Annotated in this window: 26 protein-coding genes; 12 read left to right on the forward strand and 14 right to left on the reverse strand. The window is 73.8% G+C overall.

The genetic code is table 11. The annotated features are described in order from the left end of the window. Positions 1-25 precede the first annotated feature (25 nt). Positions 26-598, reverse strand: a complete 573-nt coding sequence (locus ACZ3ZE_RS14600) for a helix-turn-helix domain-containing protein (protein ID WP_361178021.1) — start codon at positions 596-598, stop codon at positions 26-28. Positions 599-702: 104 nt separating this feature from the next. Between ACZ3ZE_RS14600 and ACZ3ZE_RS14605 the strand changes: the two genes are divergently transcribed. After that, on the forward strand, positions 703-1,572 hold the full coding sequence (locus tag ACZ3ZE_RS14605) for a DMT family transporter (protein WP_361626791.1): 870 nt from the start codon (positions 703-705) through the stop codon (positions 1,570-1,572). A 78-nt stretch (positions 1,573-1,650) separates the two neighbouring features. Here ACZ3ZE_RS14605 and ACZ3ZE_RS14610 read toward each other — a convergent pair whose 3' ends face one another. Next, entirely contained in the window at positions 1,651-2,418 is a 768-nt protein-coding gene (locus tag ACZ3ZE_RS14610; protein WP_361178024.1) for an acyltransferase, read from the reverse strand. Positions 2,419-2,540: 122 nt separating this feature from the next. Here ACZ3ZE_RS14610 and ACZ3ZE_RS14615 point away from each other — a divergent pair, with 122 nt between their 5' ends. Next, positions 2,541-3,068, forward strand: coding sequence for a gamma carbonic anhydrase family protein (locus ACZ3ZE_RS14615; RefSeq protein WP_361178026.1), 528 nt, complete (start codon positions 2,541-2,543; stop codon positions 3,066-3,068). A gap of 63 nt (positions 3,069-3,131) precedes the next feature. Here ACZ3ZE_RS14615 and ACZ3ZE_RS14620 read toward each other — a convergent pair whose 3' ends face one another. The 4 genes from ACZ3ZE_RS14620 to ACZ3ZE_RS14635 form a co-directional block, all read right to left on the reverse strand. Then, on the reverse strand, positions 3,132-3,872 hold the full coding sequence (locus ACZ3ZE_RS14620) for a hypothetical protein (RefSeq protein ID WP_361178028.1): 741 nt from the start codon (positions 3,870-3,872) through the stop codon (positions 3,132-3,134). A 144-nt stretch (positions 3,873-4,016) separates the two neighbouring features. Then, positions 4,017-4,667 (reverse strand): DedA family protein, encoded by a 651-nt coding sequence (locus ACZ3ZE_RS14625; protein ID WP_361178030.1) that lies wholly within the window; start codon positions 4,665-4,667, stop codon positions 4,017-4,019. 48 nt (positions 4,668-4,715) lie between these two features. Further along, on the reverse strand, positions 4,716-7,259 hold the full coding sequence (locus ACZ3ZE_RS14630) for a glycoside hydrolase family 3 C-terminal domain-containing protein (protein ID WP_467259244.1): 2,544 nt from the start codon (positions 7,257-7,259) through the stop codon (positions 4,716-4,718). A gap of 157 nt (positions 7,260-7,416) precedes the next feature. Continuing rightward, a complete protein-coding gene (locus ACZ3ZE_RS14635) occupies positions 7,417-7,854 on the reverse strand; it encodes a DUF4442 domain-containing protein (RefSeq protein ID WP_361178147.1) in 438 nt (145 codons plus the stop codon). A gap of 109 nt (positions 7,855-7,963) precedes the next feature. Here ACZ3ZE_RS14635 and ACZ3ZE_RS14640 point away from each other — a divergent pair, with 109 nt between their 5' ends. Continuing rightward, positions 7,964-9,055, forward strand: a complete 1,092-nt coding sequence (locus ACZ3ZE_RS14640) for a DUF8017 domain-containing protein (protein ID WP_361178034.1) — start codon at positions 7,964-7,966, stop codon at positions 9,053-9,055. A gap of 11 nt (positions 9,056-9,066) precedes the next feature. After that, entirely contained in the window at positions 9,067-10,350 is a 1,284-nt protein-coding gene (locus tag ACZ3ZE_RS14645; protein WP_361178036.1) for an MFS transporter, read from the forward strand. Here ACZ3ZE_RS14645 and ACZ3ZE_RS14650 read toward each other — a convergent pair. From ACZ3ZE_RS14650 to ACZ3ZE_RS14660, 3 genes are all read right to left on the reverse strand, one after another. Next, positions 10,312-11,157, reverse strand: a complete 846-nt coding sequence (locus ACZ3ZE_RS14650) for a spermidine synthase (protein ID WP_363292244.1) — start codon at positions 11,155-11,157, stop codon at positions 10,312-10,314. The two genes, ACZ3ZE_RS14645 and ACZ3ZE_RS14650, sit on opposite strands and share 39 nt — an antisense overlap. A gap of 250 nt (positions 11,158-11,407) precedes the next feature. Beyond that, positions 11,408-12,586 carry an elongation factor Tu gene (gene tuf / locus ACZ3ZE_RS14655; protein WP_361178041.1) on the reverse strand — a complete coding sequence of 393 codons (1,179 nt, stop codon included), beginning with the start codon at positions 12,584-12,586 and terminating at the stop codon, positions 11,408-11,410. Between the two features lie 322 nt (positions 12,587-12,908). Then, entirely contained in the window at positions 12,909-13,619 is a 711-nt protein-coding gene (locus ACZ3ZE_RS14660; RefSeq protein WP_361178044.1) for a DNA alkylation repair protein, read from the reverse strand. 87 nt (positions 13,620-13,706) lie between these two features. On the opposite strand from ACZ3ZE_RS14660, the gene ACZ3ZE_RS14665 reads away from it, so the two are divergent. Further along, the gene (locus ACZ3ZE_RS14665; RefSeq protein WP_361626724.1) at positions 13,707-14,438 is read left to right on the forward strand and encodes a TVP38/TMEM64 family protein; all 732 of its coding nucleotides are present in this window, start codon (positions 13,707-13,709) and stop codon (positions 14,436-14,438) included. A gap of 78 nt (positions 14,439-14,516) precedes the next feature. On the opposite strand, the gene ACZ3ZE_RS14670 is transcribed toward ACZ3ZE_RS14665, so the two are convergent. Then, on the reverse strand, positions 14,517-15,686 hold the full coding sequence (locus ACZ3ZE_RS14670) for a thiolase family protein (protein WP_361178048.1): 1,170 nt from the start codon (positions 15,684-15,686) through the stop codon (positions 14,517-14,519). 113 nt (positions 15,687-15,799) lie between these two features. On the opposite strand from ACZ3ZE_RS14670, the gene ACZ3ZE_RS14675 reads away from it, so the two are divergent. After that, positions 15,800-16,261, forward strand: coding sequence for a winged helix-turn-helix transcriptional regulator (locus ACZ3ZE_RS14675; RefSeq protein WP_361178050.1), 462 nt, complete (start codon positions 15,800-15,802; stop codon positions 16,259-16,261). 114 nt (positions 16,262-16,375) lie between these two features. Then, positions 16,376-17,248 (forward strand): undecaprenyl-diphosphate phosphatase, encoded by an 873-nt coding sequence (locus ACZ3ZE_RS14680; RefSeq protein ID WP_361626730.1) that lies wholly within the window; start codon positions 16,376-16,378, stop codon positions 17,246-17,248. A gap of 72 nt (positions 17,249-17,320) precedes the next feature. Here ACZ3ZE_RS14680 and ACZ3ZE_RS14685 read toward each other — a convergent pair whose 3' ends face one another. Then, positions 17,321-17,914 carry a flavin reductase family protein gene (locus ACZ3ZE_RS14685; protein ID WP_361626733.1) on the reverse strand — a complete coding sequence of 198 codons (594 nt, stop codon included), beginning with the start codon at positions 17,912-17,914 and terminating at the stop codon, positions 17,321-17,323. A gap of 82 nt (positions 17,915-17,996) precedes the next feature. Here ACZ3ZE_RS14685 and ACZ3ZE_RS14690 point away from each other — a divergent pair, with 82 nt between their 5' ends. Next, positions 17,997-18,434, forward strand: coding sequence for a nuclear transport factor 2 family protein (locus ACZ3ZE_RS14690; protein WP_361178056.1), 438 nt, complete (start codon positions 17,997-17,999; stop codon positions 18,432-18,434). Between the two features lie 80 nt (positions 18,435-18,514). Further along, positions 18,515-20,110 (forward strand): apolipoprotein N-acyltransferase, encoded by a 1,596-nt coding sequence (gene lnt / locus ACZ3ZE_RS14695; protein ID WP_363292246.1) that lies wholly within the window; start codon positions 18,515-18,517, stop codon positions 20,108-20,110. On the opposite strand, the gene ACZ3ZE_RS14700 is transcribed toward lnt, so the two are convergent. Together ACZ3ZE_RS14700 and ACZ3ZE_RS14705 are read right to left on the reverse strand one after the other, a co-directional pair. Further along, complete coding sequence (locus ACZ3ZE_RS14700) at positions 20,034-20,939, reverse strand: Gfo/Idh/MocA family protein (RefSeq protein WP_467259247.1); 906 nt, start codon at positions 20,937-20,939, stop codon at positions 20,034-20,036. The two genes, lnt and ACZ3ZE_RS14700, sit on opposite strands and share 77 nt — an antisense overlap. A gap of 85 nt (positions 20,940-21,024) precedes the next feature. Continuing rightward, positions 21,025-22,218: an FAD-dependent monooxygenase gene (locus ACZ3ZE_RS14705; RefSeq protein WP_363292248.1), complete on the reverse strand. Its 1,194-nt coding sequence runs from the start codon at positions 22,216-22,218 to the stop codon at positions 21,025-21,027. Between the two features lie 164 nt (positions 22,219-22,382). Between ACZ3ZE_RS14705 and ACZ3ZE_RS14710 the strand changes: the two genes are divergently transcribed. The 3 genes from ACZ3ZE_RS14710 (at position 22,383) to ACZ3ZE_RS14720 (ending at position 24,188) form a co-directional block, all read left to right on the forward strand. Then, positions 22,383-22,982 carry a TetR/AcrR family transcriptional regulator gene (locus ACZ3ZE_RS14710; RefSeq protein ID WP_361178066.1) on the forward strand — a complete coding sequence of 200 codons (600 nt, stop codon included), beginning with the start codon at positions 22,383-22,385 and terminating at the stop codon, positions 22,980-22,982. A 68-nt stretch (positions 22,983-23,050) separates the two neighbouring features. Then, the gene (locus ACZ3ZE_RS14715; protein ID WP_442306127.1) at positions 23,051-23,587 is read left to right on the forward strand and encodes a DinB family protein; all 537 of its coding nucleotides are present in this window, start codon (positions 23,051-23,053) and stop codon (positions 23,585-23,587) included. 109 nt (positions 23,588-23,696) lie between these two features. Continuing rightward, positions 23,697-24,188 carry a hypothetical protein gene (locus tag ACZ3ZE_RS14720; RefSeq protein WP_467259250.1) on the forward strand — a complete coding sequence of 164 codons (492 nt, stop codon included), beginning with the start codon at positions 23,697-23,699 and terminating at the stop codon, positions 24,186-24,188. Positions 24,189-24,229: 41 nt separating this feature from the next. On the opposite strand, the gene ACZ3ZE_RS14725 is transcribed toward ACZ3ZE_RS14720, so the two are convergent. After that, positions 24,230-24,673 carry a hypothetical protein gene (locus ACZ3ZE_RS14725; RefSeq protein ID WP_361178148.1) on the reverse strand — a complete coding sequence of 148 codons (444 nt, stop codon included), beginning with the start codon at positions 24,671-24,673 and terminating at the stop codon, positions 24,230-24,232. Between the last annotated feature and the right edge of the window lie 104 nt (positions 24,674-24,777).

Genomic DNA, 24,777 nt, shown 5'->3' on the forward strand with positions numbered 1-24,777 from the left:
CCGCGCGTCTGGAGGCGTGTTCGTCTCAGCGTACGGGCGGGATGGACACGGCCAGGGTCATCTGGACGGTCTGCTCGCCGTCGTTGCGGTAGGCGTGCGGCACGTTGCCCTCGAAGGTGGCGGAGGTGCCGGCCGGGAGGGTGTGCTCCTCGCCCTCGACGACGAGGGTGAGCGTCCCCTCCGTGACGTGCAGGAGCTCGGTGGTGCCGTCGGGGTGCGGGTCGGAGGCGGTGCCGTCGCCCGGCATCAGGGTGTAGGACCACAGCTCCAGGGGGCCGCGGGCCTCGGTGCCGACCAGGAGGGTGGTCTGGCTGCCGGTGGAGGTCGACCACATGCGGACGGCCTGGCCGGGCGGGACGAGGCGGACCTGAGGGCCCTGCTCGTAGTCGAGGAGCGTCGTGATGGAGACGCCGAGGGCGTCGGCCAGCTTCACGGTGGTGCCGACGCTGGGGTTGGTGCGGGCCTGCTCGATCTGGATGATCATGCCCCGACTGACCCCCGCCCGGGCGGCGAGCGCGTCCAGGGTGAAGCCGCGCTCGTTGCGCCAGCGCTTCAGGTTCCGGGCGAGCGACTGCGTGAGCTGGTCGAGGTCCGACACATTCCGTCCAATATTTTGAATGACAGAGTTCAATACACTGCACTAGCGTGTGATGCACCCGATTGTTCACTGCACTGTACTGCGAGGAACCCCTCATGACCGCCCTGACGGCCGTCTTCGCCCTGGCCACCAGCCTACTCTGGGGCCTCGCCGACTTCGGCGGCGGACTGCTCACCCGCCGCTTCCCCGCCCTGACGGTCGTGGTGGTCTCGCAGAGCCTCGCCGTCCTCGTGCTCGGCTCCGTCGTCCTCGCCACCGGCGCCTGGCACGAGGCCGGACCCCTGCTCTGGTACGCGGTCGGGGCCGGCGTGGTCGGCCCCGCGGCCATGCTCGCCTTCTACAAGGCCCTCGCCCTCGGCCCGATGGGCGTGGTCTCCCCGCTCGGCTCGCTCGGCGTCGTCGTCCCCGTCTCCGTCGGGCTGCTCGTCGGCGACCGGCCGGGGCTCGCGCAGTTCGCCGGGATCGGGGTGGCCGTGCTCGGCGTCGTCCTCGCGGGCGGCCCCGAGCTGCGCGGGGCGCCGGTCCAGCGGCAGGCGGTGCTGCTGACCCTCGTCGCGGCCTTCGGCTTCGGCGCGGTGATGGCCCTCATCTCCGAGGCGTCCACCACCCTGACCGGCCTCTTCCTCGCCCTCTTCGTCCAGCGCGTCACCAACGTGGCCGTCGGCGGCGGCGCCCTGTGGCTCTCCGTCCGGCGCGGCGGACGGGCGCTCCCCGAAGGCGGCGGCGGACTGCGGGCGGCGTGGGCGGTCCTCCCGGCACTGGCCTTCGTGGGCCTCGCCGACGTCGCCGCCAACGGCACGTACGCGCTGGCCGCGCAGCGCGGCCCGGTCACCGTCGCCGCGGTCCTCGCCAGCCTCTACCCGGTGGTGACGGCGCTCGCGGCGCGCGGGGTCCTCAAGGAGCGCCTGCGGGCGGTGCAGGCGGCGGGCGCGGGGCTCGCCCTGGTGGGCACGGTGCTGCTCGCGACGGGCTAGGGGGTATCTGTCGAAGACACCGCGCGCCCGGCCAGACCGACAGGGCACCCCCAGGGGCCCCGGCTCCCGCCCGGGCCCTCAGCCCTCCAGGTCCGCCAGGTCCTTCAGCTCGTCCGGGTCGAGCGCGGCCAGGGCCGCCAGTTGGTCCGCCGTCATGCCGGCCGGGATCGCGCGCGGGGCGGGCGTGCGCAGCGGTGGCTGCCAGCCCTTCTGCGGGTCGTAGGAGCGGACGACCTTCGCGGGCGCGCCCGCCACCACCGCGTGGTCGGGCACCTCGCCCCGTACGACCGCACCGGCGGCCACCACGACGTTGCGGCCGATCCGGGCGCCGGGCAGGATCACCGCGCCCGTGCCCAGCCAGCAGCCGGGTCCTATGACGACCGGCTCGGAGCGGGGCCACTGGCGCCCGACGGGCACGTCCGGGTCGTCGTAACTGTGGTTGGTCGAGGTGATGTAGACGTACGGGCCGCAGTAGGTGTCGGAGCCGATGCTGATCGGCGCCTCGGCGATCACATGGCTGCCCCGGCCGAGGACGACACCGTCGCCGAGGGTCAGCACGGTGTCCTCGCCGAGGTCCAGGTCCGGCAGCATCCCGGCGGTCAGCGTGACCTGCTCGGCGATGATGCAGCAGGCCCCGACCTCGATCCACCGCTCGCCGAAGACCGTGCCCTGCGGGAACGCCAGCCGGGTGCCCTCGCCGATGCGGCGGAACCGGAGCCGCCCGGGGTGCTCGGCGGTGACGGCGCCCGCCTGCTGGATCCGGCGCCAACCGCCTTGCAGGGCACGGGCGACGACCCGGCGCCGCCAGGCGCTGAGCGAGGAGAACGTGTTTCTGTTCCGGGACACCCGGACACCGTAGTCGGCGGCATCGTGGCTGATCAGTGCGGTGCGCTGTGATGTCCGTCATGGGCCGCGGCTACGCTTCGCCGCAAGGCGCGACCGACGGAGCGAACGAGCAGGAGCGAGACATGACAGAGGCGTTGATCAGGGCCGTGGGCGGCAAGGAGCCGAAGGTGGACCCGACGGCGTTCACCGCGCCGACCTCGGTGGTCCTCGGCGAGGTCACCCTCGGGCCCCGGGCCAGCGTCTGGTACCACGCGGTGCTGCGCGCGGACTGCGGGCCCATCGAGATCGGCGAGGACGCGAACGTGCAGGACAACTGCACGGTCCACGTCGACCCGGGCTACCCGGTGTCGATCGGCGCGCGGGTGACGATCGGCCACAACGCGACCGTCCACGGCTGCGTCATCGAGGACGACGTGCTGGTCGGCATGGGTGCCACGATCCTCAACGGGGCCAGGATCGGCGCCGGTTCGCTGGTCGCCGCGCAGGCGCTGGTCCCGCAGGGCATGGAGGTGCCGCCCGGCTCGCTCGTGGCGGGCGTCCCGGCGAAGGTGCGGCGCCCGCTGACCGAGGAGGAGCAGGCGGGCATCCGCCTGAACGCCGAGATGTACCTGCACCTCGCCAAGGGCCACGCCGAGGCCTTCGAGGGCTGAGGACCGCCAAACGGGCGGCGGGGGCGGGGGCGGCGGACGGATGGGCGCTGCCCCCGCCCCCGCTCACACCCGCCCGGGGCGCTTCTTCCGGTCGGTCCGGCCCGCGACGAGGGCCTGGCGGATCTCGGCGGCGGTCCGGATCGCGTACTCGCTGGTGGCGGTCGTCTCGGCGGTGCCGGGGACGAAGCGGTGCTCCGGCTGCTTGCAGTACGGGCAGGGGCCACCGTCGTGGATGAGCCGCCCGTCCTCGCAGGCCGGGTTCGGGCAGGGTCCGCGACCGACGAGGAACTCGGCGATCTCCTGCGGGGCCCAGCGGCGCCGGTTGTCCTCGTCGCGCTCGTGGATGGCGTGCGACCAGCGGGTGTGCCAGCGCCGTTCGACCCGGTCGAGGAGCTGGGCGGGCGTCCGGTGGGTGAGCTCGTCGGCGAGGATGTCGGGCAGGCTCCTCGGGAGCCGGTGGCCGAGCGCCTGGAGCAGCGGCTGGGGGAAGCCCTGCATGACGAAGCCGATCGGGTCGGTGCCCGGGCCCCGCTTCCAGGTGCGGCACCGGCAGGTGCCCTCGGCCGGGACGGGGCCGCCGCAGCGGCCGCACAGGCCGCGGCAGTCGGCGCACAGCCCGTTGTCCAGCCCGTCGAGGTGGGGCGCGGGCGCCCGTCCGCAGCTCACGCAGCACGCGGCGCACATCCCGCACAGGCGCTCGTCGCCGATCCGCGTCGACCAGGAGCGCTGCTGGCAGCGGCAGCACAGGTGCGACCGGCAGTGGTCGCCGTGCGCGCCGTCGTACCGGCCGAGGTTCTCGAGCACGACGCTCCTTTCCGACTTCCGACTTCCGACTTTCCGAGCTAACCGAGCTAACCGAGCTAACCGAGCTAACCGAGCGGATCACCCTGACTCAGGGTAGCGAAGCGCTCACGTGAAGAGAGGGGCTTCGGGGAAGCTCCCCGCCGCCTACTCCGCGGCGGCGGCCGTCGCCTCGGCGCGGGCGGTCGCCTCGGCCGCGGCCTTCTTGGCCCGGTTCTTCAGGATGAGCATCGAGGCGAGGCCGATGAGGACCGCGAGGACCAGGCCGAGCCAGGAGAAGCGCTTGAGCCAGGCCTCGGCGACGACGCCCACCGAGTAGATGACGGCGGTGGTGCCGCCGGCCCAGAGGATGCCGCCGAGGACGTTGGCGGTGAGGAACTTCCAGTACGGCATGCGCAGGACGCCCGCGAGCGGCCCGGCGAAGATCCGCAGCAGGGCGACGAAGCGGCCGAAGAAGACCGCCCACATGCCCCACTTCTCGAAGGAGCGCTCCGCGAGGCCGATGTTGGCCTCGCTGAAGTGCTTGGGGAACTTCCGGCCCAGCGTGGCGAGCAGCGGCCGGCCGCCCTTGCGCCCGATCGCGTAGCCGATCGAGTCGCCGATGATGGCGCCGGCGCTGGCGCAGGCACCGAGGACGTACACGTCGATCTCGCCGTGCTGCGACGCGAGCAGCGCCGAGCTGACGAGGACGATCTCGCCGGGCAGCGGGATGCCCAGGCTCTCGACCCCGATCACCACCCCGACCAGCACGTAGACGGCGACCGCGGGGATCGTCTCCAGCCACTCCTGGACGTGCACGCGGGTTCCTCTTCCGTATCGGCGACCGAACCCCGGCAGCCTACCCGGTCACGGTGTGCCGACCGGGGCCTCGGTCCGCAGGCGGAAGGCCCGGGAGGAGGATCCGACCCGCAGTTCGCGGCGGCCGGTGCCGAGGGTCCAGCCGTGCCGGGCCGGGTCCCAGGAGGAGAGGGTGCGGGCGGCGATCCGGACGGTGACGCGGCGCGGCTCGCCGGGCGCGAGCTCCAGCCGCCGGTATCCGGCGAGGAGGCGGCGGGGCTGGTCGACGCCGAGGGCGGCGAGGTCCGGCGAGGGGCCGAGGTAGACCTGGGCGACCTCGACGCCGCTGCGGGTGCCGGTGTTGATCACGGTGAAGCCGACGTCGAGGCCGTCGTCGACGGGGGTGACCCGCAGGCCGGCGTAGGTGAAGCGGGTGTACGAGAGGCCGTGGCCGAAGGGGAAGAGCGGGGTCACGTCGTTGACGTCGTACCAGCGGTGTCCGACGTGGACGCCCTCCCCGTACTCCTCGATCCCGTCCTTCCCGGGGTAGCGGACGGGATCGCCCGCGGTGGGGTGGCGGTCCTCGGAGGCGGGGAAGGTCTGGGTGAGCCGGCCGCCGGGGTCGGCGTCGCCGAAGAGCACGGCGGCGGTGGCGGCGGCGCCCTCCTGGCCCGGGTAGTACATCTGGAGCACCGCGGCCGTGCCGTCCAGCCACGGCATGGTGACGGCGGAGGAGGTGTTGAGGACCACGGTGGTACGGGGGTTGGCGGCGGTGACCGCGGTGATCAGGTCCTCCTGGCGGCCCGGCAGGGCGAGCCCGGTGCGGTCGCGGCCCTCGGTGGCGTCCTCGTAGGCGAACAGCACCACGCTGTGCGCGGCGCGGGCGGCGGCGACGGCCTCGGCGCGGTCGGCGGCCCGGGTGGCGCCGGTGGCGGCGCGCAGCCGGAACAGCTGCCCCTTGGCGCCGCCCTGCGCGGTGACGGTGAGCGTGTGGGGGCCGGCGGCGAGGCGGCGGTCGGCGCGGCGCAGGTTCAGTCCGTCGGCGGCGCGCCCGCCAATTCCGCCGGCGAAGAACTCGGCGACGCCCGGCTTGAGGGGGAAGAGCTCGACGCCGTCGAGGGTGACGCTCGGGCGTCGGCCGCCGTAGTGGACGAAGAAGCTCCAGTCGTCGTCCTCGGTGGTCGTGAGGGTCCCCTCGTGGTGCCAGGTCTCGTCGGCGGCGACGACGACGGCGTCCAGGTCCCGGGCGGGCACGGTGGGGGGCAGCGGCTTGCCGTAGAGGTCCTCGCCGAGGGCGTACGTGACGGTGGCGCCGTCCCCTGCGCGGGCGCGCAGGGCGTCGAGCGGGCTGGTGGCGGTGTCGGGGACGACGTGGGCGCTGCCGCCGCCGCTGACGAAGGGCACGGCGCCGGTGGGGCCGATGACGGCGATGGAGCGGGCGGCCCGGCCGGTCAGCGGCAGCGCCCCGGCCTCGTTGCGCAGCAGGGTGGCCCCGGCGGTCGCGACGCGGAACGCCAGGCGGGCCCCGGCGGCGGCGTCGCGCGTGGGGCGGGCGGCGCCCTCGTCGAGGAGGCCGAAGCGCTCGCGTACGGCGAGGAACCGGGCGACGGCGGTGTCGACGGCCTCGCGTGCGATCCGCCCGTCGTCGACGGCCCGGCGCAGGGCGGCGCCGTAGTAGCCGCCGCCGGGCATCTCCATGTCGCAGCCGGCGGTGAAGGCGGCGACGGTGGAGTGGACGGCTCCCCAGTCGCTCATGACCCAGCCCTCGAAGCCCCACCGTTCGCGCAGGATCTCGGTGAGCAGGGTGCTGTTCTCGGTGGCGTGGACGCCGTCGATCTTGTTGTACGCGGCCATGACGGCGCCCGCCCCGGCGGCGACGGCGGCCTCGAAGCCGCGGAGTTCGGTCTCGTGGAGGGTCTGTTCGCCGGCCCGGACGTCGACGGACATCCGGTCGCGCTCCTGGTTGTTGAGCGCGAGGTGCTTGACGGTGGCGACGAGGCCCTCGGCCTGGATGCCGCGGATCTCCTCGGCGACGAGGTCGGCGGAGAGCAGCGGGTCCTCGGAGAAGGTCTCGAAGTTGCGGCCCGCGTAGGGGGTGCGGATGAGGTTGACCATCGGCGACAGCAGGACGTCCTGGCCGAGTGCGCGGCCCTCGTGGCCGATGACCTGCCCGTACGCGCGGGCGAGCGCGGGATCGAAGGCGGCGGCGAGCATCACGGGCGCGGGCAGCGCGGTGGCGCGGCGGGCGACCCGGACGCCGGCGGGTCCGTCGGCGAGCCGGAGCGGCGGGATGCCGAGGCGGGGGACGCCTGGCACGTATCCGGCCTGGCCGAGGCCCATGGGGTCGGTGGCGCCGTGCAGGAGGGTGGTCTTCTCGTCGAGGGTGAGCTGCGCGACGAGGGTGCGGACGCGCTCGCTCAGCCGCGCGGGCTCCGGGCGCCCGGTCCGCGCGCCCGGCGGGGGCGGTGCGGCGAGGGCGCGGCCCGCGCCGGCGGTGACGGCGGAGAGGGCCGCCGCTCCGGCGAGGGCGAGCAGGAGCCGGCGCCGGGAGAGGTGACGGGGTGCCGGGGCGGAGTCGGGCTCGCCCTGTTCCTGACGGGGAGTGTGGGGCACGGCGGCGCTCCTTCGGACCGGCATGATTCCTGCGATCATGCGCTGATCGCACTATGCGTGACGGTTCGTCCGATTCCGCGCCGCCGTGCCGGGGAGCCCTGGGACGAGCGGCTCCCCGGGGGACCCTGGCCCTAGGACGCCAGGGGCCCTGGGAACGTCAGGAGTTGGGCCGGAGCGTCCACACGACGGTCATCTCGCCGGTGACGGCGCCGTCCTCGCGCGTGATGTCGATGCGGACGGGGAACTCGGGGCGCTCCCCCGCGTCGAGTGCGGCGACGACCTCGGCGATCGGGCGGCCGAGGGTGGCGGTGGCGGTGACGACGCCCATGGCCAGCTTCTTGTAGCCGATCTCGGCCTTGACGGCGAGCGGCACGGCGCGGCCGAGCTGGTCGCCGAAGGCGGCGATGACGATCGCGCCGCTGGCCGACTCGGCCAGCGTGAACATGGCGCCGGCGTGCGGGCCGCCGACGTGGTTGTGGTAGTCGGCCTGGTCCGGCAGGCGCACGACGGCGCGCTCGGCGGTGGTCTCCAGGAACTCCAGCTTGAGGGTCCTGGCCATGGGCACCGTGGCGGCGAGCATCTCGCCGACGGTCATCTGGTCTGCGCTCATGACCCGTGATGTTACCCACGGGTAGCAGTCTTCGCCATCCCCGCACGGGGGCGGCCGTAGCCTGGCCACCGCCGCACCTCTATCGTTACTCGCCATGTGGCCAGGACAGCAGCCGCCCGGGGGCGAGCAGAACCCGCAGGACCCGAACCAGAACCCGTACGCGCAACCGGGCCAGCCCGGCTACGGGCAGCCGAACCCCTATGCCCAGCCGGGGTACCAGCAGCCCAGCCCGTACGGTCAGCAGCCGACGCAGCCCGGTTACGGGCAGCAGAACCCGCCGTACGGGCAACAGCCGCAGGCCAACCCGTACCAGCAGCCGACCGTGCCGCAGTACACCGTGCCGGGCCCGGTCCAGCCGGGCGGCGGCGACGGCGGCAAGAAGAAACAGACCACCCTCGTGGCGATCGTCGCCGCCGTCGCCGTGCTGGCCGCGGCCGGGGTCGCCGGCTACCTCGTGCTCGGCAAGGACGACGACAAGAAGAACCAGGCGGACGACCCGAAGCCGGTCACGTCGTCCTCGGCGCCCGCCACCTCCTCGGCACCGCCGATCGACAACCCGCGCGACGGCGCCGACCACCAGCCCGTGATCCCCGGCTGGAAGGTCGTCTACAACCCCAAGTACGGCACGCTGTTCGACGTACCGCCCGAGTGGGAGGTGTCGAAGCAGGGCGTGATCACCTACTTCGAGGACGAGAAGAAGGGCGACGGCTCCCCCGTCGTCACCATGTCCTCGCCCGCGCACTTCAAGAGCAACTGGTGCGCCTACGACACCGACAAGAACGGCACCCAGGAGACCTGGGGCCTGAGCACCGCCGGCACCAAGGGCGGCCAGGGCGCCAAGAACACCGACGAGGCCGCCTACAACGAGGCCGGCAACTGGGTGTGGGCCGGCTACGCCCAGCACATGCCCAAGGGCACCATCAAGATCACCAAGGCCGTTCCGTACACCACCAAGTCCGGCCTCAAGGGCAGCATGTCCACCGCCACCGCCCCCGGCATCAAGAAGCGCAACAAGTGCGAGTCGGACGGCAAGTCGCTCGCCTTCTCCTTCAAGAACGCCAAGGGCGACTTCTCGTCCTTCGTGCTCTACGCCGCCGCCGGCGTGAAGGAAGAGCTGCCGGACGCGACCGCGCAGCAGATCCTCGCCACGGTCCGCCTCGCCCCGGAGTCCCCGGAGTCGTCCTGAACCGCGCACGCATGCCCGGCTGGGCCGGGCGGAACTACCTGCTGCTGACCGCCGCCGCGATCATCACCAACCTGGGCACCCATGGTGCCCTGATCGCGGCGGCGTTCGCCGTCATCCAGTCCGGCGGCGACGGCGGGGACGTCGGCCTGGTGGCGATGGCCCGCACGCTGCCCCTGGTGCTCTTCCTGCTCATCGGCGGCGCCGTCGCCGACCGGGTCCCCCGGCACCGGGTGATGGTCGCCGCCAACGCCCTCAACTGCGTCTCCCAGGCCGTGTTCGCCGTCCTCGTCCTCAGCGGCGAGGCCCGGCTGTGGCACATGATGCTGCTGACCGCCCTGTGCGGCACCGGACAGGCCTTCTTCAACCCCGCCGCCGAGGGCATGCTGATGTCCAGCGTCAGCGGCGAGCAGGTCAGCCGCGCCTTCGCCCTCTTCCGGATGGCGATGCACGGCGCCGGCATCGGCGGGGCCGCGCTCGGCGGCGCCCTGATCGCCGCCGTCGGTCCCGGCTGGGTGCTCGCCGTCGACGCGGTCGCCTTCGCCCTCGCCGGAGCGCTGCGCGCCTTCCTCGACGTCAAGCACATCCCCGAGCGCGGGGCGGGCGGCGGACTCCTCTCCGATCTGCGCGAGGGCTGGGACGAGTTCGCGAGCCGCCCCTGGCTCTGGGCGATCGTCGCCCAGTTCTCCATCGTGGTGGCGCTGGTCGGGGCGGCCGAGTCGGTGTACGGGCCGCTGGTCGCCCGGGACGAGCTGGGCGGCGCCCGGCCGTGGGGGCTCGCGCTCGCCGCGTTCGGCGTGGGCACGCTGGCCGGCGCGCTCCTGATGATCCGCTGGAAACCGCGCCGGATGCTGCTCGTGGGCACCCTGTGCGTCTTCCCCATCGCGCTGCCGTCGGCGGCGCTCGCGGTGCCGCTGGACGTGGTCGGCCTGTCGGCCGCGATGTTCGTCAGCGGCGTGGCCATCGAGGTGTTCGGCGTCTCCTGGATGACGGCGCTGCACCAGGAGATCCCCGAGGACAAGCTGTCCCGGGTCTCCGCCTACGACTGGTTCGGCTCGACGGCGATGCTGCCGCTCTCCACCGCGCTGGCCGGACCGGCCGAGGGCGTCTTCGGCCGGGGCAACGCCCTGTGGGGCTCGGCCGCGCTGATCGTCGTGGTCACCGCGCTGGTGCTGCTCGTGCCCGACGTACGCCATCTGACCCGGCGTACGAAGCGGGTGTCGGGCGCGACGCCGGAGGCGCACGAGGCCGCCGGGGCCTCAGCCGATGCCGAAGGCTCCCTCCGGGGGCACGGGTGACGGCACGGCCTCCGCGTCCCGCACCGGTCGCGCGTCGCCGGTGAGGCGGGCCAGCGGCTCGCCCCACTCCACGCGCGCCGGGAAGGCGTCGGCCGCCGTGCGCCGGGCCAGGCGCGCGGTGTCGATCGGGCCGTCGGAGGCGACGAGCACCGCGTTGCCGAAGCGCCGGCCGCGCAGCACCGCCGGTTCGGCGATCAGCGCGAGTTCGGGGAAGACGGCCGCGAAGGTGCCCAACTGGGAGCGGAGGAAGGCGAACGGCGCCCCGTCCGCGAGGTTCGCCACGTAGGTCCCGCCGGGCCGCAGCACCCGCCGGGCCTGCCGCGCGTACTCCAGCGAGGTGAGGTGGGCGGGCACCCGCGAGCCACCGAACACGTCCGCGACCAGCAGGTCCGCCGAAGCGTCGGGAGCGGCCTCCAGCCACTCCCGGGCGTCCGCCCCGTGCACCGCGATCCCCGCCCCCTCGGGCAGCGGCAGGTGCTCGGCCACCAGCGCGAGCAGCCCCCGGTCCGCCTCGGCGACGTCCTGCCGGGAGCCGGGCCGGGTGGCGGCGACGTAGCGGGGCAGGGTGAGGGCCCCGCCGCCCAGGTGCAGCACGTCGAGCGGGGCGCCCTCCTCGGCGGCGTGGTCGACGACGTGGGCGAGCCGCTGCACGTACTCGAACTCAAGATGCGTCGGGTCGTCGAGGTCGACGTACGACTGGGGCGCGCCGTCGACCGTGAGCAGCCAGCCCCGCTCGGTGTCCACGTCGGGCATGAGCCGCGCGGTGCCCCAGTCGACATCTCGGATCACGGGAATCTGCTCGTTCACGCCCTCATTGTGCCGGTCCGGCGGCGACGGCCCGCGCGTGGGCGGGAAGCTCGCCGTCCGGGCGGCCCGCCGACGCGCGCGTACGGCTCGCCCGACGGGACTTCCGGAGGCGAGCCGGACGCCTACGGGGGCGTACGCGGAGCGGAGTCGCCCGGACGCCGACGGGCGCGTACGCGGAACGGAGGCCCGCGTCCCGCAGGGGGCGGAACGCGGGGACGCCCGAGGGACGGCCGTGCCCCGCGCCCGCGCCTCAGAGCACCTCGGTCACCGTCCCCGCGCCGACCGTCCGTCCGCCCTCGCGGATCGCGAAGCCGAGCCCCGGCTCCAGGGGCACGTCACGGCCGAGCTCGACGGTCATGGTGACCGTCTCGCCGGGTCGGGCGGTGGTCCGCTCGCCGAGGTCGACGGCGCCGACGACATCGGCCGTGCGCAGGTAGAACTGGGGCCGGTAGCCGGTCGTGACGGGCGTGCTGCGGCCGCCTTCGCGGGCGGCGAGCACGTACACCCGCGCCGTGAAGCGACGGCGTGGCACGAGACTGCCGGGCTCCGCCACGACCTGGCCGCGTCGCACCGCGCCGCGCGGCACACCGCGCAGCAGGAGCGCCACGTTGTCGCCCGCCTGGGCCGACTCCATCGGCTTGCCGAAGGTCTCGACGCCGGTCACCACGGTCTCGGTGTCCGTGCCGGGCACCTGGACGCGGTCGCCGACCCGGACGCTGCCGCGCTCGACGGCCCCGGTGACGACGGTGCCGCGGCCGGTGATGGTGAGCACGTTCTCGACGGGCAGCAGGAACGGCGCGTCCACGTACCGCACCGGTACCGGCACATACGTGTCGACGGCGTCGAGCAGGGCCTCGATGGACGCGGTCCAGCGCGGGTCGCCCTCCAGGGCCCGCAGGCCGGAGACCCGGATCACGGGCACGCCGTCGCCGCCGTAGCCGTGCGCGGTCAGCAGCTCCCGCACCTCCAGCTCGACCAGGTCGGTCAGTTCGTCGTCCGCGCCGTCGGCCTTGTTGAGCGCGACGACGATGTGGTCGACGCCGACCTGCCGGGCGAGCAGGACGTGCTCGGCGGTCTGCGGCATGATCCCGTCGAGCGCGGAGACGACGAGGATCGCCCCGTCGAGCTGGGCCGCGCCCGTGACCATGTTCTTGATGTAGTCGGCGTGCCCGGGCATGTCGACATGGGCGTAGTGACGGGTCTCGGTCTCGTACTCGACGTGCGCCACGTTGATCGTGATGCCGCGGCGCGCCTCCTCGGGGGCGCGGTCGATCCGCTCGAAGGGGACGTACGAGGTGGGGTCGCCGGTGGCCCGCTCGCTGAGGACCTTGGTGAGGGCGGCGGTCAGGGTGGTCTTGCCGTGGTCGACGTGGCCCATGGTGCCGATGTTGAGGTGGGGCTTGGTGCGCGCGTAGGCCTGCTTGGGCATGGCTGGATCGCTCGTTTCGGTGCTCGAAGCGTGTGTGGGGACCCCGGGGCCGGACCGACCCTCCCCCTGTGGGGTCCGCCGGACGATCCGGGGAGGGTCAGCTTCGGTCGCCGCCGAGCGCCGGCACGCAGACGCCGACGGGTGCGGAGACGCAGGCCGGTGCGGGAACACGGACCGGTGCGAGAACGGAGACGCGCACGGAGACGGGCACGGCAGCCTTCGGCGCGTCCGCGACTGCGGACGGCGCTGCGGGGAAGGCGTACCGGGACATGCCACGATCATGGCCGCCCGGCGCGTCCGGGTCGACCGAATTTCGGCGTGCTCAGAGGTTCTTGAGGGCCTCGCGCACGGAGAGCGGGGAGAGCCGGGAGGTGTTGTGGGCGACGAAGGCGCGCACCTCGGCCGGATCGGTCTTGGCGTACTCGCGCAGGCTCCAGCCGATCGCCTTGCGGATGAAGAAGTCCGGGTGGCCGGAGCGGAGCAGGCAGTAGGAGAAGAGGCGCTCGGTGTCGGTGGCGTCCTTGAAGCGCAGCTGGTGCAGGATCGCGGTGCGCGCCACCCACAGGTCGTCGTCGGCGGCCCAGACGTCCATGCGGGCGGCGAGCGCGGGGTCGGCGGCGACGAGCGGGCCGACGACGTGGGCGGCGAGGTGGTCGACGGTGTCCCACCACGAGACGGTGGTGACGAGGGCGTGGGCGACCGGCAGGAAGCCGGACGAGCAGCGCTTCACGTGGCGGCGCAGGTAGTCGACGGCGAAGTAGTGGTACTCCCGCTCGGGCAGGGCGAAGCAGCGCAGCGCGAGGGCCGTGCAGTCGGCCTCGTCGGGGACGGGCGTGCCGGCCAGGACGGTACGGGACAGGGCGCGGCGCTCCGGGGTCCGCAGCCCGAGGAAGGGCGCGACGCCCTTCATGTACGCGATCATCTCCTGCGCCCGGAAGGGGTCGCCGCCCGTGGGGTAGGCCTCCGTGAGCCGGGCGAGCAGGGTGTCGGCAAGGGCGCTGTCGGGGACGGCGGGGGTGGCGGCGGAGGTCACCGCCTCACTGTAGGGCGGGTCCGGGAACGGCGCCGGACAGGACGCTCATTACGGCGATCACATGGGGTCTTCGGTTACTCTCCCCGGATGTTCGAGCCCGTGTCCGTCCGCCGCTCCAGGGTGCTGCTCGCGCCCAAGGCCCGGCTGGCGTATCTCGCCGTGATCCTGCTCGCCGCGGGGTCGTCGGCGCTGCTCTTCGAGCCGCAGCGGCTGCTCTCGGCGGGCTGGCCGCCCCAGTTGAGCGGCGCGGGCGCGGTCGTGGTCTTCGGCCTGCTGTACGGGGTGTGCACGGCGGCCCTCGTGCCGCGGCCGCTGCTGAACCTGGCGGCCGGTGCCCTCTTCGGCGCCTCGGCGGGCTTCGCCGCGTCCCTCGGGGGCACGGTCCTGGGAGCGGGCGTCTCGTTCGCGCTGGGCAGGGCCCTGGGCCAGGACGCCCTGCGCCCGTACGTGCGCGGGCGCTGGCTGCTGGCGGCGGACGGGCAGCTGAGCCGGCACGGGTTCCGGTCGATGCTGGCGATCCGGCTCTTCCCTGGGATGCCGTTCGCGGTGGCCAACTACGGCGCCGCGATCTCCCGTATGAAGTACCTGCCGTTCCTCCTGGCGACGGGCCTCGGCTCCATCCCGAACACGGCCGCCTACGTGGTCGCGGGCAGCGAGGCCACCTCGCCGACCTCCCCCGCCTTCCTGATCTCCATGGGCTTCATCGTCCTGTCGGTGGCGGGCGCCGCCGTGGTCGCCTGGCGCAAACGGCACGGGCTCCGCGCGCCCATGGAGAAGCCGGCGGAGACGGAGCCCCAGCTGGAGTCGGTCTCGGCCTGACCGCCCCGACCTCCGCCTCGGCCACCGGGAGCCCGTCCCCCACACACCCTCAGCCCTCCCCGCTCCCTCCTCTCCCCCTCACATCGCTTCGACGATCATCGCGTTGGCCAGTCCGCCCGCCTCGCACATCGCCTGGAGCCCGTACCGGCCGCCCCGCGCCCGCAGGGCGTGCACCAGGGTGGTGGTCAGGCGGGTGCCGCTCGCGCCCAGGGGGTGGCCGAGGGCGATGGCGCCGCCGTGGACGTTGACCCGGTCCAGGTCGGCGCCGGTCTCCTGCCGCCAGGCGAGGACGACGCTCGCGAAGGCCTCGTTGATCTCGAAGAGGTCGATGTCGGCGAGGCCGAGACCGGCCCGGCGCAGCACCTTCTCGGTGGCCGGGATCACCCCGGTCAGCATGAGCAGCGGGTCGGAGCCGGTCACGGCGAAGGAGTGGAGCCGGGCGAGCGGGCGCAGGCCCAGGCGGCGCGCGGTCCCGGCCTCCATGACGAGGACGGCGGAGGCGCCGTCGTTGACCGGGCTGCTGTTGCCCGCGGTGACCGACCAGTCGATCTGTGGGAAGCGCTCCGCGAAGCCCGGGTCCTCGAAGGCGGGCCGGAGGCCGGCGAGGATCTCGGGGGTGGTCGCGGGCCGCACGGACTCGTCGCGGCGCACCTCCCCGTACGGGACGACCTCGGCGTCGAACAGTCCGGCCGCCCAGCTCCGGGCGGCCTTCGCGTGCGAGGCGGCGGCGAACTCGTCCATGGCCGCGCGACCGAGGGACCACTTGGCGGCGATGAGCTCCGCGCTGATCCCCTGCGGGACCAGGCCCTCCGGGTAGCGCTCGGCGACTCCTGGCCCGAAGGGGTCGGCGCCGGGCGGCACGTTGGACCACATGGGGACCCGGCTCATGGACTCGACCCCGCAGGCGATCGCGATGTCGTAGGCGCCGGACTGTACGCCCTGGGCGGCGAAGTGCACGGCCTGCTGCGAGGAGCCGCACTGCCGGTCGACGGTGGTGGCGGGCACGGTCTCCGGCAGTCCGGCGCCGAGCCAGGCGTAACGGGTGGTGTTCATGGCCTGCTCGCCGACCTGGTCGACGGTTCCGCCGATGACGTCGTCGACGAGGGCGGGGTCGATCCCGGTGCGGTCGATCAGGGCCCGCAGGGTGTGGGAGAGCAGGGCGACGGGATGGACGTCGGCGAGGGCTCCGCCGGGCTTGCCCTTCCCTATCGGCGTACGGACGGCTTCGACGATGACGGCGTCGCGCATGACACGGCTCCAGGAGTGTGAGTTGGAGAACTGGACCAACACCTGCCGGTAACATAACCCCATGAGTTTGATTTTCAAACCCTTACCCGTGCGTCTGCCTTAGTCTTGGGCCCATGAAGGCCGCCCCCCGCCCCTGCTCCATCGCCGACACCCTGGCGCTCGTCGGCGAGAAGTACTCCCTCCTCGTCCTGCGCGAGGTCTCGCTCGGCGTCCATCGCTTCGACCGGATCGCACGCAACACGGGCGCGCCGCGCGACATCCTCACCGCCCGCCTCAAGCGGCTCGTCGAAGCGGGGATCCTGGAGAAGGTCGAGTACAGCGAGCGCCCCAAGCGCTACGAGTACCGGGCGACACCGGCCGGGGACGAGCTGCAACCGGTCCTGGTCACGCTGATGGCCTGGGGCGACCGCCACCTCAATCCGGAGCGGCGGCCGACGCTCCTGGAGCACAGCTGCGGCGAGGTGCTGAGCCCGCGCGTGATCTGCGCGAGCTGCGGCGACGAGGCGGACACCGCGAGCCTCAAGGCCCTCGTCCAGGCCCCGGGATGGACGACCGCGGGCCCCGTGGAGAGCTGAGCCGCTCCCCCCGCGAGCACGGGGCCGCCCTGCGAACGGGCCCGTCATCTTGGGACGGTACGCTGCGCAGCGACCTTCTGACCGCACGCGTACAAACGGGACGGCCCTGCCCCCATGAGTTGGTTCGAATCATTCATCCTCGGACTCGTCCAGGGGCTGACGGAGTTCCTTCCCATCTCCTCCAGCGCGCATCTGCGGCTCACCGCCGCGTTCGCCGGCTGGGAGGACCCCGGTGCCGCGTTCACGGCGATCACCCAGATCGGCACCGAGACCGCCGTGCTCATCTACTTCCGCAAGGACATCGCGCGGATCGTCTCGGCCTGGTTCCGCTCGCTCCTCGACAAGTCGATGCGCTCCGACCACGACGCGCAGATGGGCTGGCTCGTCATCGTCGGCTCGCTCCCGATCGGCATCCTCGGCGTCACGTTCAAGGACCAGATCGAGGGCCCGTTCCGTGATCTGCGGCTGATCGCCACCACGCTCATCGTGATGGGCATCGTGCTCGGCATCGCAGACCGGCTCGCGGCCCGCGACGAGATCGGCGGGCGGCACCGGGCGATACGCGAGCGCAAGTCGCTGAAGGAACTCGGCGTGCGGGACGGCCTCATCTTCGGCTTCTGCCAGGCGATGGCCCTGATCCCGGGCGTCTCCCGCTCCGGCGCCACCATCTCCGGCGGCCTGTTCATGGGCTACACCCGCGAAGCGGCCGCCCGCTACTCGTTCCTCCTCGCCATCCCGGCGGTGCTCGCCTCCGGAGTGTTCGAGCTGAAGGACGCGGGCGAGGGGCACGTCTCCTGGGGCCCGACGATCTTCGCCACGATCATCGCCTTCGGTGTGGGCTACGCGGTGATCGCGTGGTTCATGAAGTTCATCACCACGAAGTCCTTCATGCCGTTCGTGATCTACCGGATCGCCCTCGGCATCCTGCTCTTCTTCCTGGTCGGCTCGGACGTCCTCAGCCCCCACGCGGGCGAGTCCGCCGGCTGACCCCCGGTGCGGGGCCCGGCCGGACCGCGCCCCGCACCCGCCTCGGCCGGACCGGCCGCCGGCTCTCGTATCTCAGCCCTCGTACGGGACGCGCGCCAGCTCCGTGATGCCGCCGAGGGTGCCCCACTCGTTCTTGCCGAGCCGGGACAGCGGCCGCATCAGCGTCATCTCCGGGTGTCCGTCGACGAGCACCGACTCGTCCACGGCCGCGTGCACGACCCGGCCGAAGACCACCGTCGAGTCGCCGATCCGCAGCGTGCTGTGCAGTTCGCACTCCAGCGCCACCGGCGACTGGGCGACCCGCGGCGGGCGCACCCGCAGGCTCGGTTCCCGCTCGACGTCGCACACGTCGAACTCGCTCGTCCCGCGCGGGAAGTTCGTCGCCGTCGCGTTGATCGCGCCGAAGAGCCCCTCGGGGGCGAGGTTCACGACGAACTCCCCCGTCTCCTCCACGTTGCGCAGCGAGTCCTTGCGGCCCACCGAGGTGAACTGCACGACGGGCGGCACGACCGAGGAGATGGTGAAGAAGGAGTGCGGGGCGAGGTTGTCCGTCCCGTCGGGGGCGGTCGTCGACACCCAGGCGATGGGCCGGGGCACGACGGTGGCGGTGAGCAGCCGGTAGAAGGAGTTCCGGTCGGTCCGCTCCGGATCGATGTTCATGCGCATGGCCGAAAGTATGACGTGTCTCGTACCAAGCCCCGCCCGCACGCCCCTTGGCCCCTGGCCCGCTCTGCCCGACACTGAACCGATGACGCAGCGCGTGGATCTCGCGACCGTGATGGACCGGCTCGCCGTGGACGACCTGATCACCGGCTACGCGGTGGCGGTGGACGACTCCGACTGGGCGGCGTACCGCGCCCTGTTCACCCCGGACGGGCGCGCCGACTACAGCGGCTCCGGCGGGATCGAGGGCCCCGCCGCCGAGGTCGCCGACTGGCTCGCGGAAACGATGCTCCTGTTTCCCGTACGCCAGCACCTCATCGTCAACCGGCGGGTACGCATCCAGGATCTGGGCGGCTACCCGGGCGACACCGCGACGGTGCGCGCCGACTACCTGAACCCCATGCGCTTCGCGTCGGGCGAGGACTTCGTGTGCGGCGGGCGCTACACGTTCACGCTGCGCCGGGCGGGCGGCGGCTGGTTGCTGCGTTCGGTCGTCGTCGAGGAGAAGTGGCGCCGCGTGTGAGGTCCGGCGGCCGGGCCGCGCGCACACTGGTGGGGGTGCCCCCGGACGAAGTCCGGGGGAGCGACACCGGGAGGCACGGCATGCGCAATCCGTTCGCGGGTCAGGGGCCCCGGTCCGGGCTCGGCCGGTCCGCGCTCGCCGTGCTCCTGGGCGCCCTGCCCGCGCTCGCGTTCCCCGCGCCGTCGCTGTGGTGGTTCGCGTACCTCGCCCTCGTCCCCTGGATGCTGCTGATCCGTACGGCGCCGAGCGCGCGCCGGGCCGGCCTGGACGGCTGGTGCGGCGGCATCGGCTTCATGCTGGGCGTGCACCAGTGGCTGCTGCCGAGCCTGCATGTCTTCCTGCTCGTCCTGGCCGCGCTCCTGGGCCTGTTGTGGCTGCCGTGGGGCTGGCTGGTGCGGGCGATGCTGGGCGGCGAGCCGTCCGGCGGGCGGGCCGCCGCGGCCCTGGTCGTCGTCCCGTCCGGCTGGCTCCTGGTCGAACTGGCCCGTTCCTGGGAGGGGCTGGGCGGGCCGTGGGGGCTGCTCGGGGCGAGCCAGTGGCAGGTGCCGCCCGCGCTGCGGCTCGCCTCGCTCGGCGGGGTCTGGCTGGTGAGCCTGCTCGTGGTCGCGGTGAACACGGCCGTCGCCCTGCTGGTGGCGGTGCGGCCGGTGCGCCGTACCGCGCTGGTGGGGCTGGTGGGCTGCGGGCTCGTCCTGGGGCTGGCCTGGTGGGGCACGTCCCCGCCCCGTACCACCGGCACGGTGCGGGTCGCGGTGGTCCAGCCGGGCGTGTTCGACGGGGCGGGCGGCGTGGACCGGCGCTTCGCCCGCGCCGAGGCGCTGACCAGGGCGCTCGCCGGGCAGCGGCCGGACCTGGTGGTGTGGGGCGAGAGCAGCGTCGGCGCGGACCTGGGGGCCCGGCCGGACCTCGCGGCCCGGCTCGCCACGCTGTCCCGGACCGTCGGCGCGCCGCTCCTGGTGAACGTGGACGCGCGCCGCTCCGACCGGCCGGGCATCTACAAGAGCGCGGTCCTGATCGGTCCGCGGGGGCCGACGGGCGAGCGCTACGACAAGATGCGCCTCGTGCCGTTCGGCGAGTACGTCCCGGCGCGCGCCCTGCTCGGCTGGGCGACCTCCGTCGGCAAGGGGGCCGCGGGCGAGGACCGAAGGCGGGGCACCCAGCCGGTCGTGATGACGCTCCCCGCCCCGCGCGAGGGCGGCCGGCCGCTGCGGATCGGGCCGCTGGTCTGCTTCGAGTCCGCCTTCCCCGACATGAGCCGGCGCCTGGTCAGGGACGGCGCGGACGTGGTGGTCGTGCAGTCGGCGACCTCCACGTTCCAGGACAGCTGGGCGCCCGCGCAGCACGCCTCGCTGGCGGCGCTGCGGGCCGCGGAGTCGGGGCGTCCGGTGGTGCACGCGACGCTGACCGGGATCAGCGCCGCGTACGCCGCCGACGGGCGGCGGGCGGGTACCGAGCTCGGTACCGACCGCAGCGCCGCCGCCGTCTACACGCTGCCCCTCGCGCGGAAGGTCACCGTCTACGACCGGTTCGGCGACTGGCCGGTGTACGCCGCGATCCTGGCGATCGGCGCGCTGTGCGCGGCGGAGGGGACGCGGACGCTCAGGAGGCCTGGGCGAGGGACTCCCGTACCACCCGCTCGCACAGCTCGTGGGTCAGCAGGGCGTCCCGTGCGCTGAGCAGCCGCCCTTCGCGTACGGAGTCGAGGAAGGCCAGGACCGCCTGCTCGATGCCGCGCTGCCGGGCCACCGGCACCCAGTCGCCGCGGCGGCGCAGGCTCGGCTGCCCCTTGTGGTCGACGATCTCGGCGAGGTTGAGGACCTGGCGCTTGGAGTCCTGCCCGGACACCTCCAGGATCTCCTCGGTGGAGCCGTTCAGGCGGTTCATCATGCCGATGGCGGTGAAGCCGTCGCCGGAGAGCTGGAGCACGACGTGGTGCATGAGCCCGTCTCGGACGCGGGCGCGCACGTCGACGTGGTCGATCTCGCCGGGTACGAGGAAGCGAAGGGTGTCGACGACGTGGATGAAGTCGTCGAGGACGAAGGTGCGCGGGTCCTCGGGCAGTCCGATGCGGTTCTTCTGGAGCAGGATCAGCTCGCGCGGGTGCTCCACGCACTGGGCGTAGCCGGGGGCGAGCCGGCGGTTGAAGCCGACGGCGAGGCTGACGGCCTGCTTCTCGGCGAGTTCCACGAGCCGCTCGGAGTCGGCGTACTCGTAGGCGAGGGGCTTGTCGACGTAGGTCGGCACCCCGGCGTCCAGGAGGCGGGTGGCGATCTCGGCGTGCACGGCGGTCGAGGCGTGCACGAAGGCGGCGTCGAGGCCGGCGGAGAGGAGCGAGTCGAGGTCGGTGTGCCGGCGCGCGGCGGGCAGGTGGTAGCTGTCGGCGACCCGTTCGAGGGTGGCGGGGGTCCGGGTCTGCACGTGGAGTTCGACCCCGGGAAGGGTGGACAGGACGGGCAGATAGGCCTTCTGCGCGATGTCGCCGAGTCCGATGCAGCCAACCTTCACGGGTGCTCCTTGTCGCTGTGCCGCTGTGTCGCTCTGTCGCTGTGCGCTTGTCCGCTTCCGGCGCCCGGAGGGCCGTACGCGCCGGTCAGCTTACGCGCGGCGGTACGGCGTCGACGGGCGGCCTCCAGTCCGCGATGCCGTCGAAGCCGCGCAGGACGAGTCCGGGGCCGAAGCGGGAGACGGCGCTGACGGCCGTGTTCCGCAGGGCGACGGCGGGGCGGGCGGAGAGCAGCGCGAGGCGGCCGGTGCGGGCGGCCTTGCGGACGAGGGCGCTGGTGCGCGGCAGCCGGTCGGCGGTGTAGCCGGCGAGCGCGGTCGGCACGGGCCGGCCGTGTCCCGCGTGGTGGGCGAGGACGATCGCGTCCTCGATGGCCTGGTTGCCGCCCTGCCCGAGGGTGGGCTGCATGGCGTGGGCGGCGTCGCCCAGCAGGGCCGTACGCCCGCGGTGGAACGCGGGCAGCGGGTCGATGAGGTGGTGGACGTCGTGGCGCAGGACGGCGGACTCGTCGGCGGCGGCCAGGATCGCGGGGACGGGGTGGTGCCAGTCACCGAACAGGCGCCGGAGCGCGGCCCTCTCGCCGTCGGGCGCGTGGGCCCCGGCGGGTGCGGCGGCCATGGCGTACGCGTAGACCCGCCCGTCCTTGAGGGGCTGGCTGCCCCACAGGCGTCCGGGGCCCCAGGTCTCGTGCGGGGCGAAGGGCGCGGCGGGGGCGGGGACGACGACCCGCCAGGTGGTGAAGCCGGAGTAGCGGGGGCCGGGGTGGGCGGGGAAGAGGGTGCCGCGGATCGCGGAGCGGATGCCGTCGGCGGCGACGACGAGCTCGGCCTCGTGCGGACCGTCCGGGGTGGTGACGAGGGCGGGGCGGTGGGCGCCGCCCGGGTCGGCGAGGACGGCGGCGGTTCCGGTACGCACGGTGTCCGCGGGCAGGGCGGACAGGAGCAGGTCGACGAGGGTGGACCGGTGCAGCAGGACGAGCGGTCCGCCGAAGCGTGCGGCGGCGGCCCTGGCGTCGGTACGGGCGAGCCAGCGGCCGTCCGGGCGGCGCATCCCGCCGTCGCCCTGCCAGGCGGCGAGGTCGCGGACCGGGTCGCCCAGGCCGATCACGTCGAGGGCGCGCAGGGCGTTGGGGGCGAGGCCGATCCCGGCGCCGACCGGGGTGAGTCCGGCGGCGCGCTCCAGGACGGTGACGTCCCAGCCGCGGGCGCGCAGGGCGAGGGCGGCGGTGAGGCCGCCGATGCCCGCTCCGACGACGACGGCTCGGTGCCGGTGCTGTTCCATGGCTCCCCCTCCGAGGCTCCCCCGTCGCCGGACCGGCCAGGGGGACTACAGATGTAGTGACGCGAGGGACCTTACTACAGCCGTAGTTGCCGCGACACCCCCTCGCCCCACCTTCACTACACACGTAGTTCCGGACTGCCCCGGGCGCTCGCTAAGTTGTCCCCATGACCGCCGCACGGACCCCCGACACCCCGCCCACCCGCGCCGAACGCATCGGCGACGCCGCCCTCGACCTGCTCGTCGAGCGCGGCATGCGCGGGCTCACCCACCGCGCCGTCGACGAGCGGGCCGGGCTCCCCCAGGGGTCCACCTCCAACCACGCGCGCACCCGCCAGGCCCTCCTGGAGACCGCCGTCCGCCGCCAGGTGCAGCGTGAGGCGGCGGTGCTCACCCCCGACGAGCTGCCCTCGGCCGACGCCGGACCCGAGGCGCTCGTGGACGCGCTCGCGCTCGCCCTGCACCGCTACCTCACCGACCACCGGGCGCTGCTCGTCTCCCGCTACGAGCTGGCCCTGGAGGCCACCCGCCGCCCCGAGCTGCGCACCTTCTTCGACACCGCCGGCTCGGTCTTCCACGCTCCGGTGACCGCGATGATGGCCGAGGCCGGATCGCCCGCGCCCGAGCGGCACGCGCTGTCGCTCATCGCCTGGTGCGAGGGGCTGATGTTCTCCTGCGCCGCCGGCTCCTTCCACGCCGCCGTGCCCGGCCTCGCGGAACTCCGCACCGGCTTCGCCGAGTTGCTGCGCGGTCTGCTCGGCCGGTGAACGGCCGGTACGCCCGCACCGCGTGAAGACCCGGAAAACCCTGGCCAGCCGGGCGATCATGAGCGACGATGCCGGGCATGAGCACCGAACAGACCGACACCGGCGCCCGTGTCGACCCCGACACCCTCACCGGCGAACGCGAAGCCCTGGAGCAGTGGCTCGACTTCCATCGCGCGACCCTCGCGACGAAGTGCGAGGACCTCGACGACGCCCAGCTGCGCACCGCCTCCGCCCCGCCCTCGGACCTCAGCCTGATGGGCCTGGTCCGCCACATGGCCGAGGTCGAGCGCGGCTGGTTCCGGCGCGTCCTCGCCGGCGAGAAGGAGGCCGGCCGGATCTACACCCACCAGGACCACGACGCCGACCTCCACGTCCGCGCCGAGGACACCTGGGAGGAGGCCTACGCGACCTGGCAGGGCGAGATCGCCGTCGCCAGGGCCAACGCCGCCGGCCGTGACCTCGACGACGTGGGCAGCGGGACCCACCGCACCGGCAGGACCTTCAACCTGCGCTGGATCTACCTCCACATGATCGAGGAGTACGCGCGCCACAACGGCCACGCCGACCTCCTCCGGGAGCGGATCGACGGCGTCACCGGGGACTGAGACCCGCCCGGGCGATCCGGGTCAGCCCGCGTGGGGGTGATCACCCATGCGGGGCATTCCCCGTGAGTAGGGGTGTGAGAAACCCGGTCCGACCAGCAGAGTTGCGCGCGTGCATGGAACCAGAACCACAGTGAGGATCCTGGCCGGGGTCGCGATGGCCGCCCTTTCGGGCTGTGTCGCGGTGGAAGCGCCGCCCGCGACTCCCGTGCCGGTCCCGAGTCCGGCGGGCGAGCGGCCCGGCCAGGACGTCGCGCCGCAGATCGTCCAGGGCCCCGCCCGGGAGGCGCTGGAGGCGGCGATGCCCGATCCCCCGACCCCCGAACCCCGCGCGACCGTCGCGCGGCAGCGCGGCACGGACGACGGGCGCGGCGAGCGGGGCGCAAGCCCCGGCGGCACGTCCGGCTCCCCGCGGCACTACGCGAAGCAGCCGCACCCGTCCCCCGCGCCAGGGCAGCGGCACCGCCACCCGGACGTCGACCTGCCCGGACTCCTCGGGCCGCCCCGCTCCGCCGCCGAGCTCTGCGCGCTGGGCTCGCGGTACGGCGGCTGGAGCCCGGACAGCGCGCAGGCGAGGATCTGCCGTGGCACCTACGGGCACTGACCCCGCTGCCGTACCTACGGGCACTGGTCTCACAGCCGTACCTACGGGCACTGACCCCGCAGCCGTACCTCCAGGCGCTCGATCGCGGCCCGCACCCCGTTGCCGTACCCGTCGTCGTCCAGGACCACGGAGGCGGCGCGGGCCCGGTCCAGGTGGACGCGGGCCGCGTCCGGGCGGGCCAGCTTCACGTAGTCGGCGGCCAGGTTGAGGTGGAGTGAGGGGTAGAGGGCCCGCAGCGCCACCGCCGAGTCGTGGCGGGCCAGCCGGTCCTCGTCGAGCCCCTCGGCGGCCGTCAGGGCCCGCAGGTCCCAGGCCAGCTCGGTGTCGGGGTCGTCCTGCGCGTCGGCCATGTAGTGGGCGAGGGTGCAGCGGTGCAGCGGGTCGCCGTCCGGTCCGAGCTGCGCCCAGATCTCGACGAAGCGGTTGCGGGCCTCTTCCCTGTCCCCGCCGTGGAGGAGCATCATGGCCTGCCCGATCCTGGTCATGACACCGTCGTCCGACACCTGCTGCCCGGTCACTGCGACCTCCACACGCTGTCGATCCGGCCCCCGGTACGTAACGGGCCGGATCCGACGCTAGCCGCAGCCGC

It is taken from the genome of Streptomyces sp. NPDC023157 (assembly GCF_055560575.1).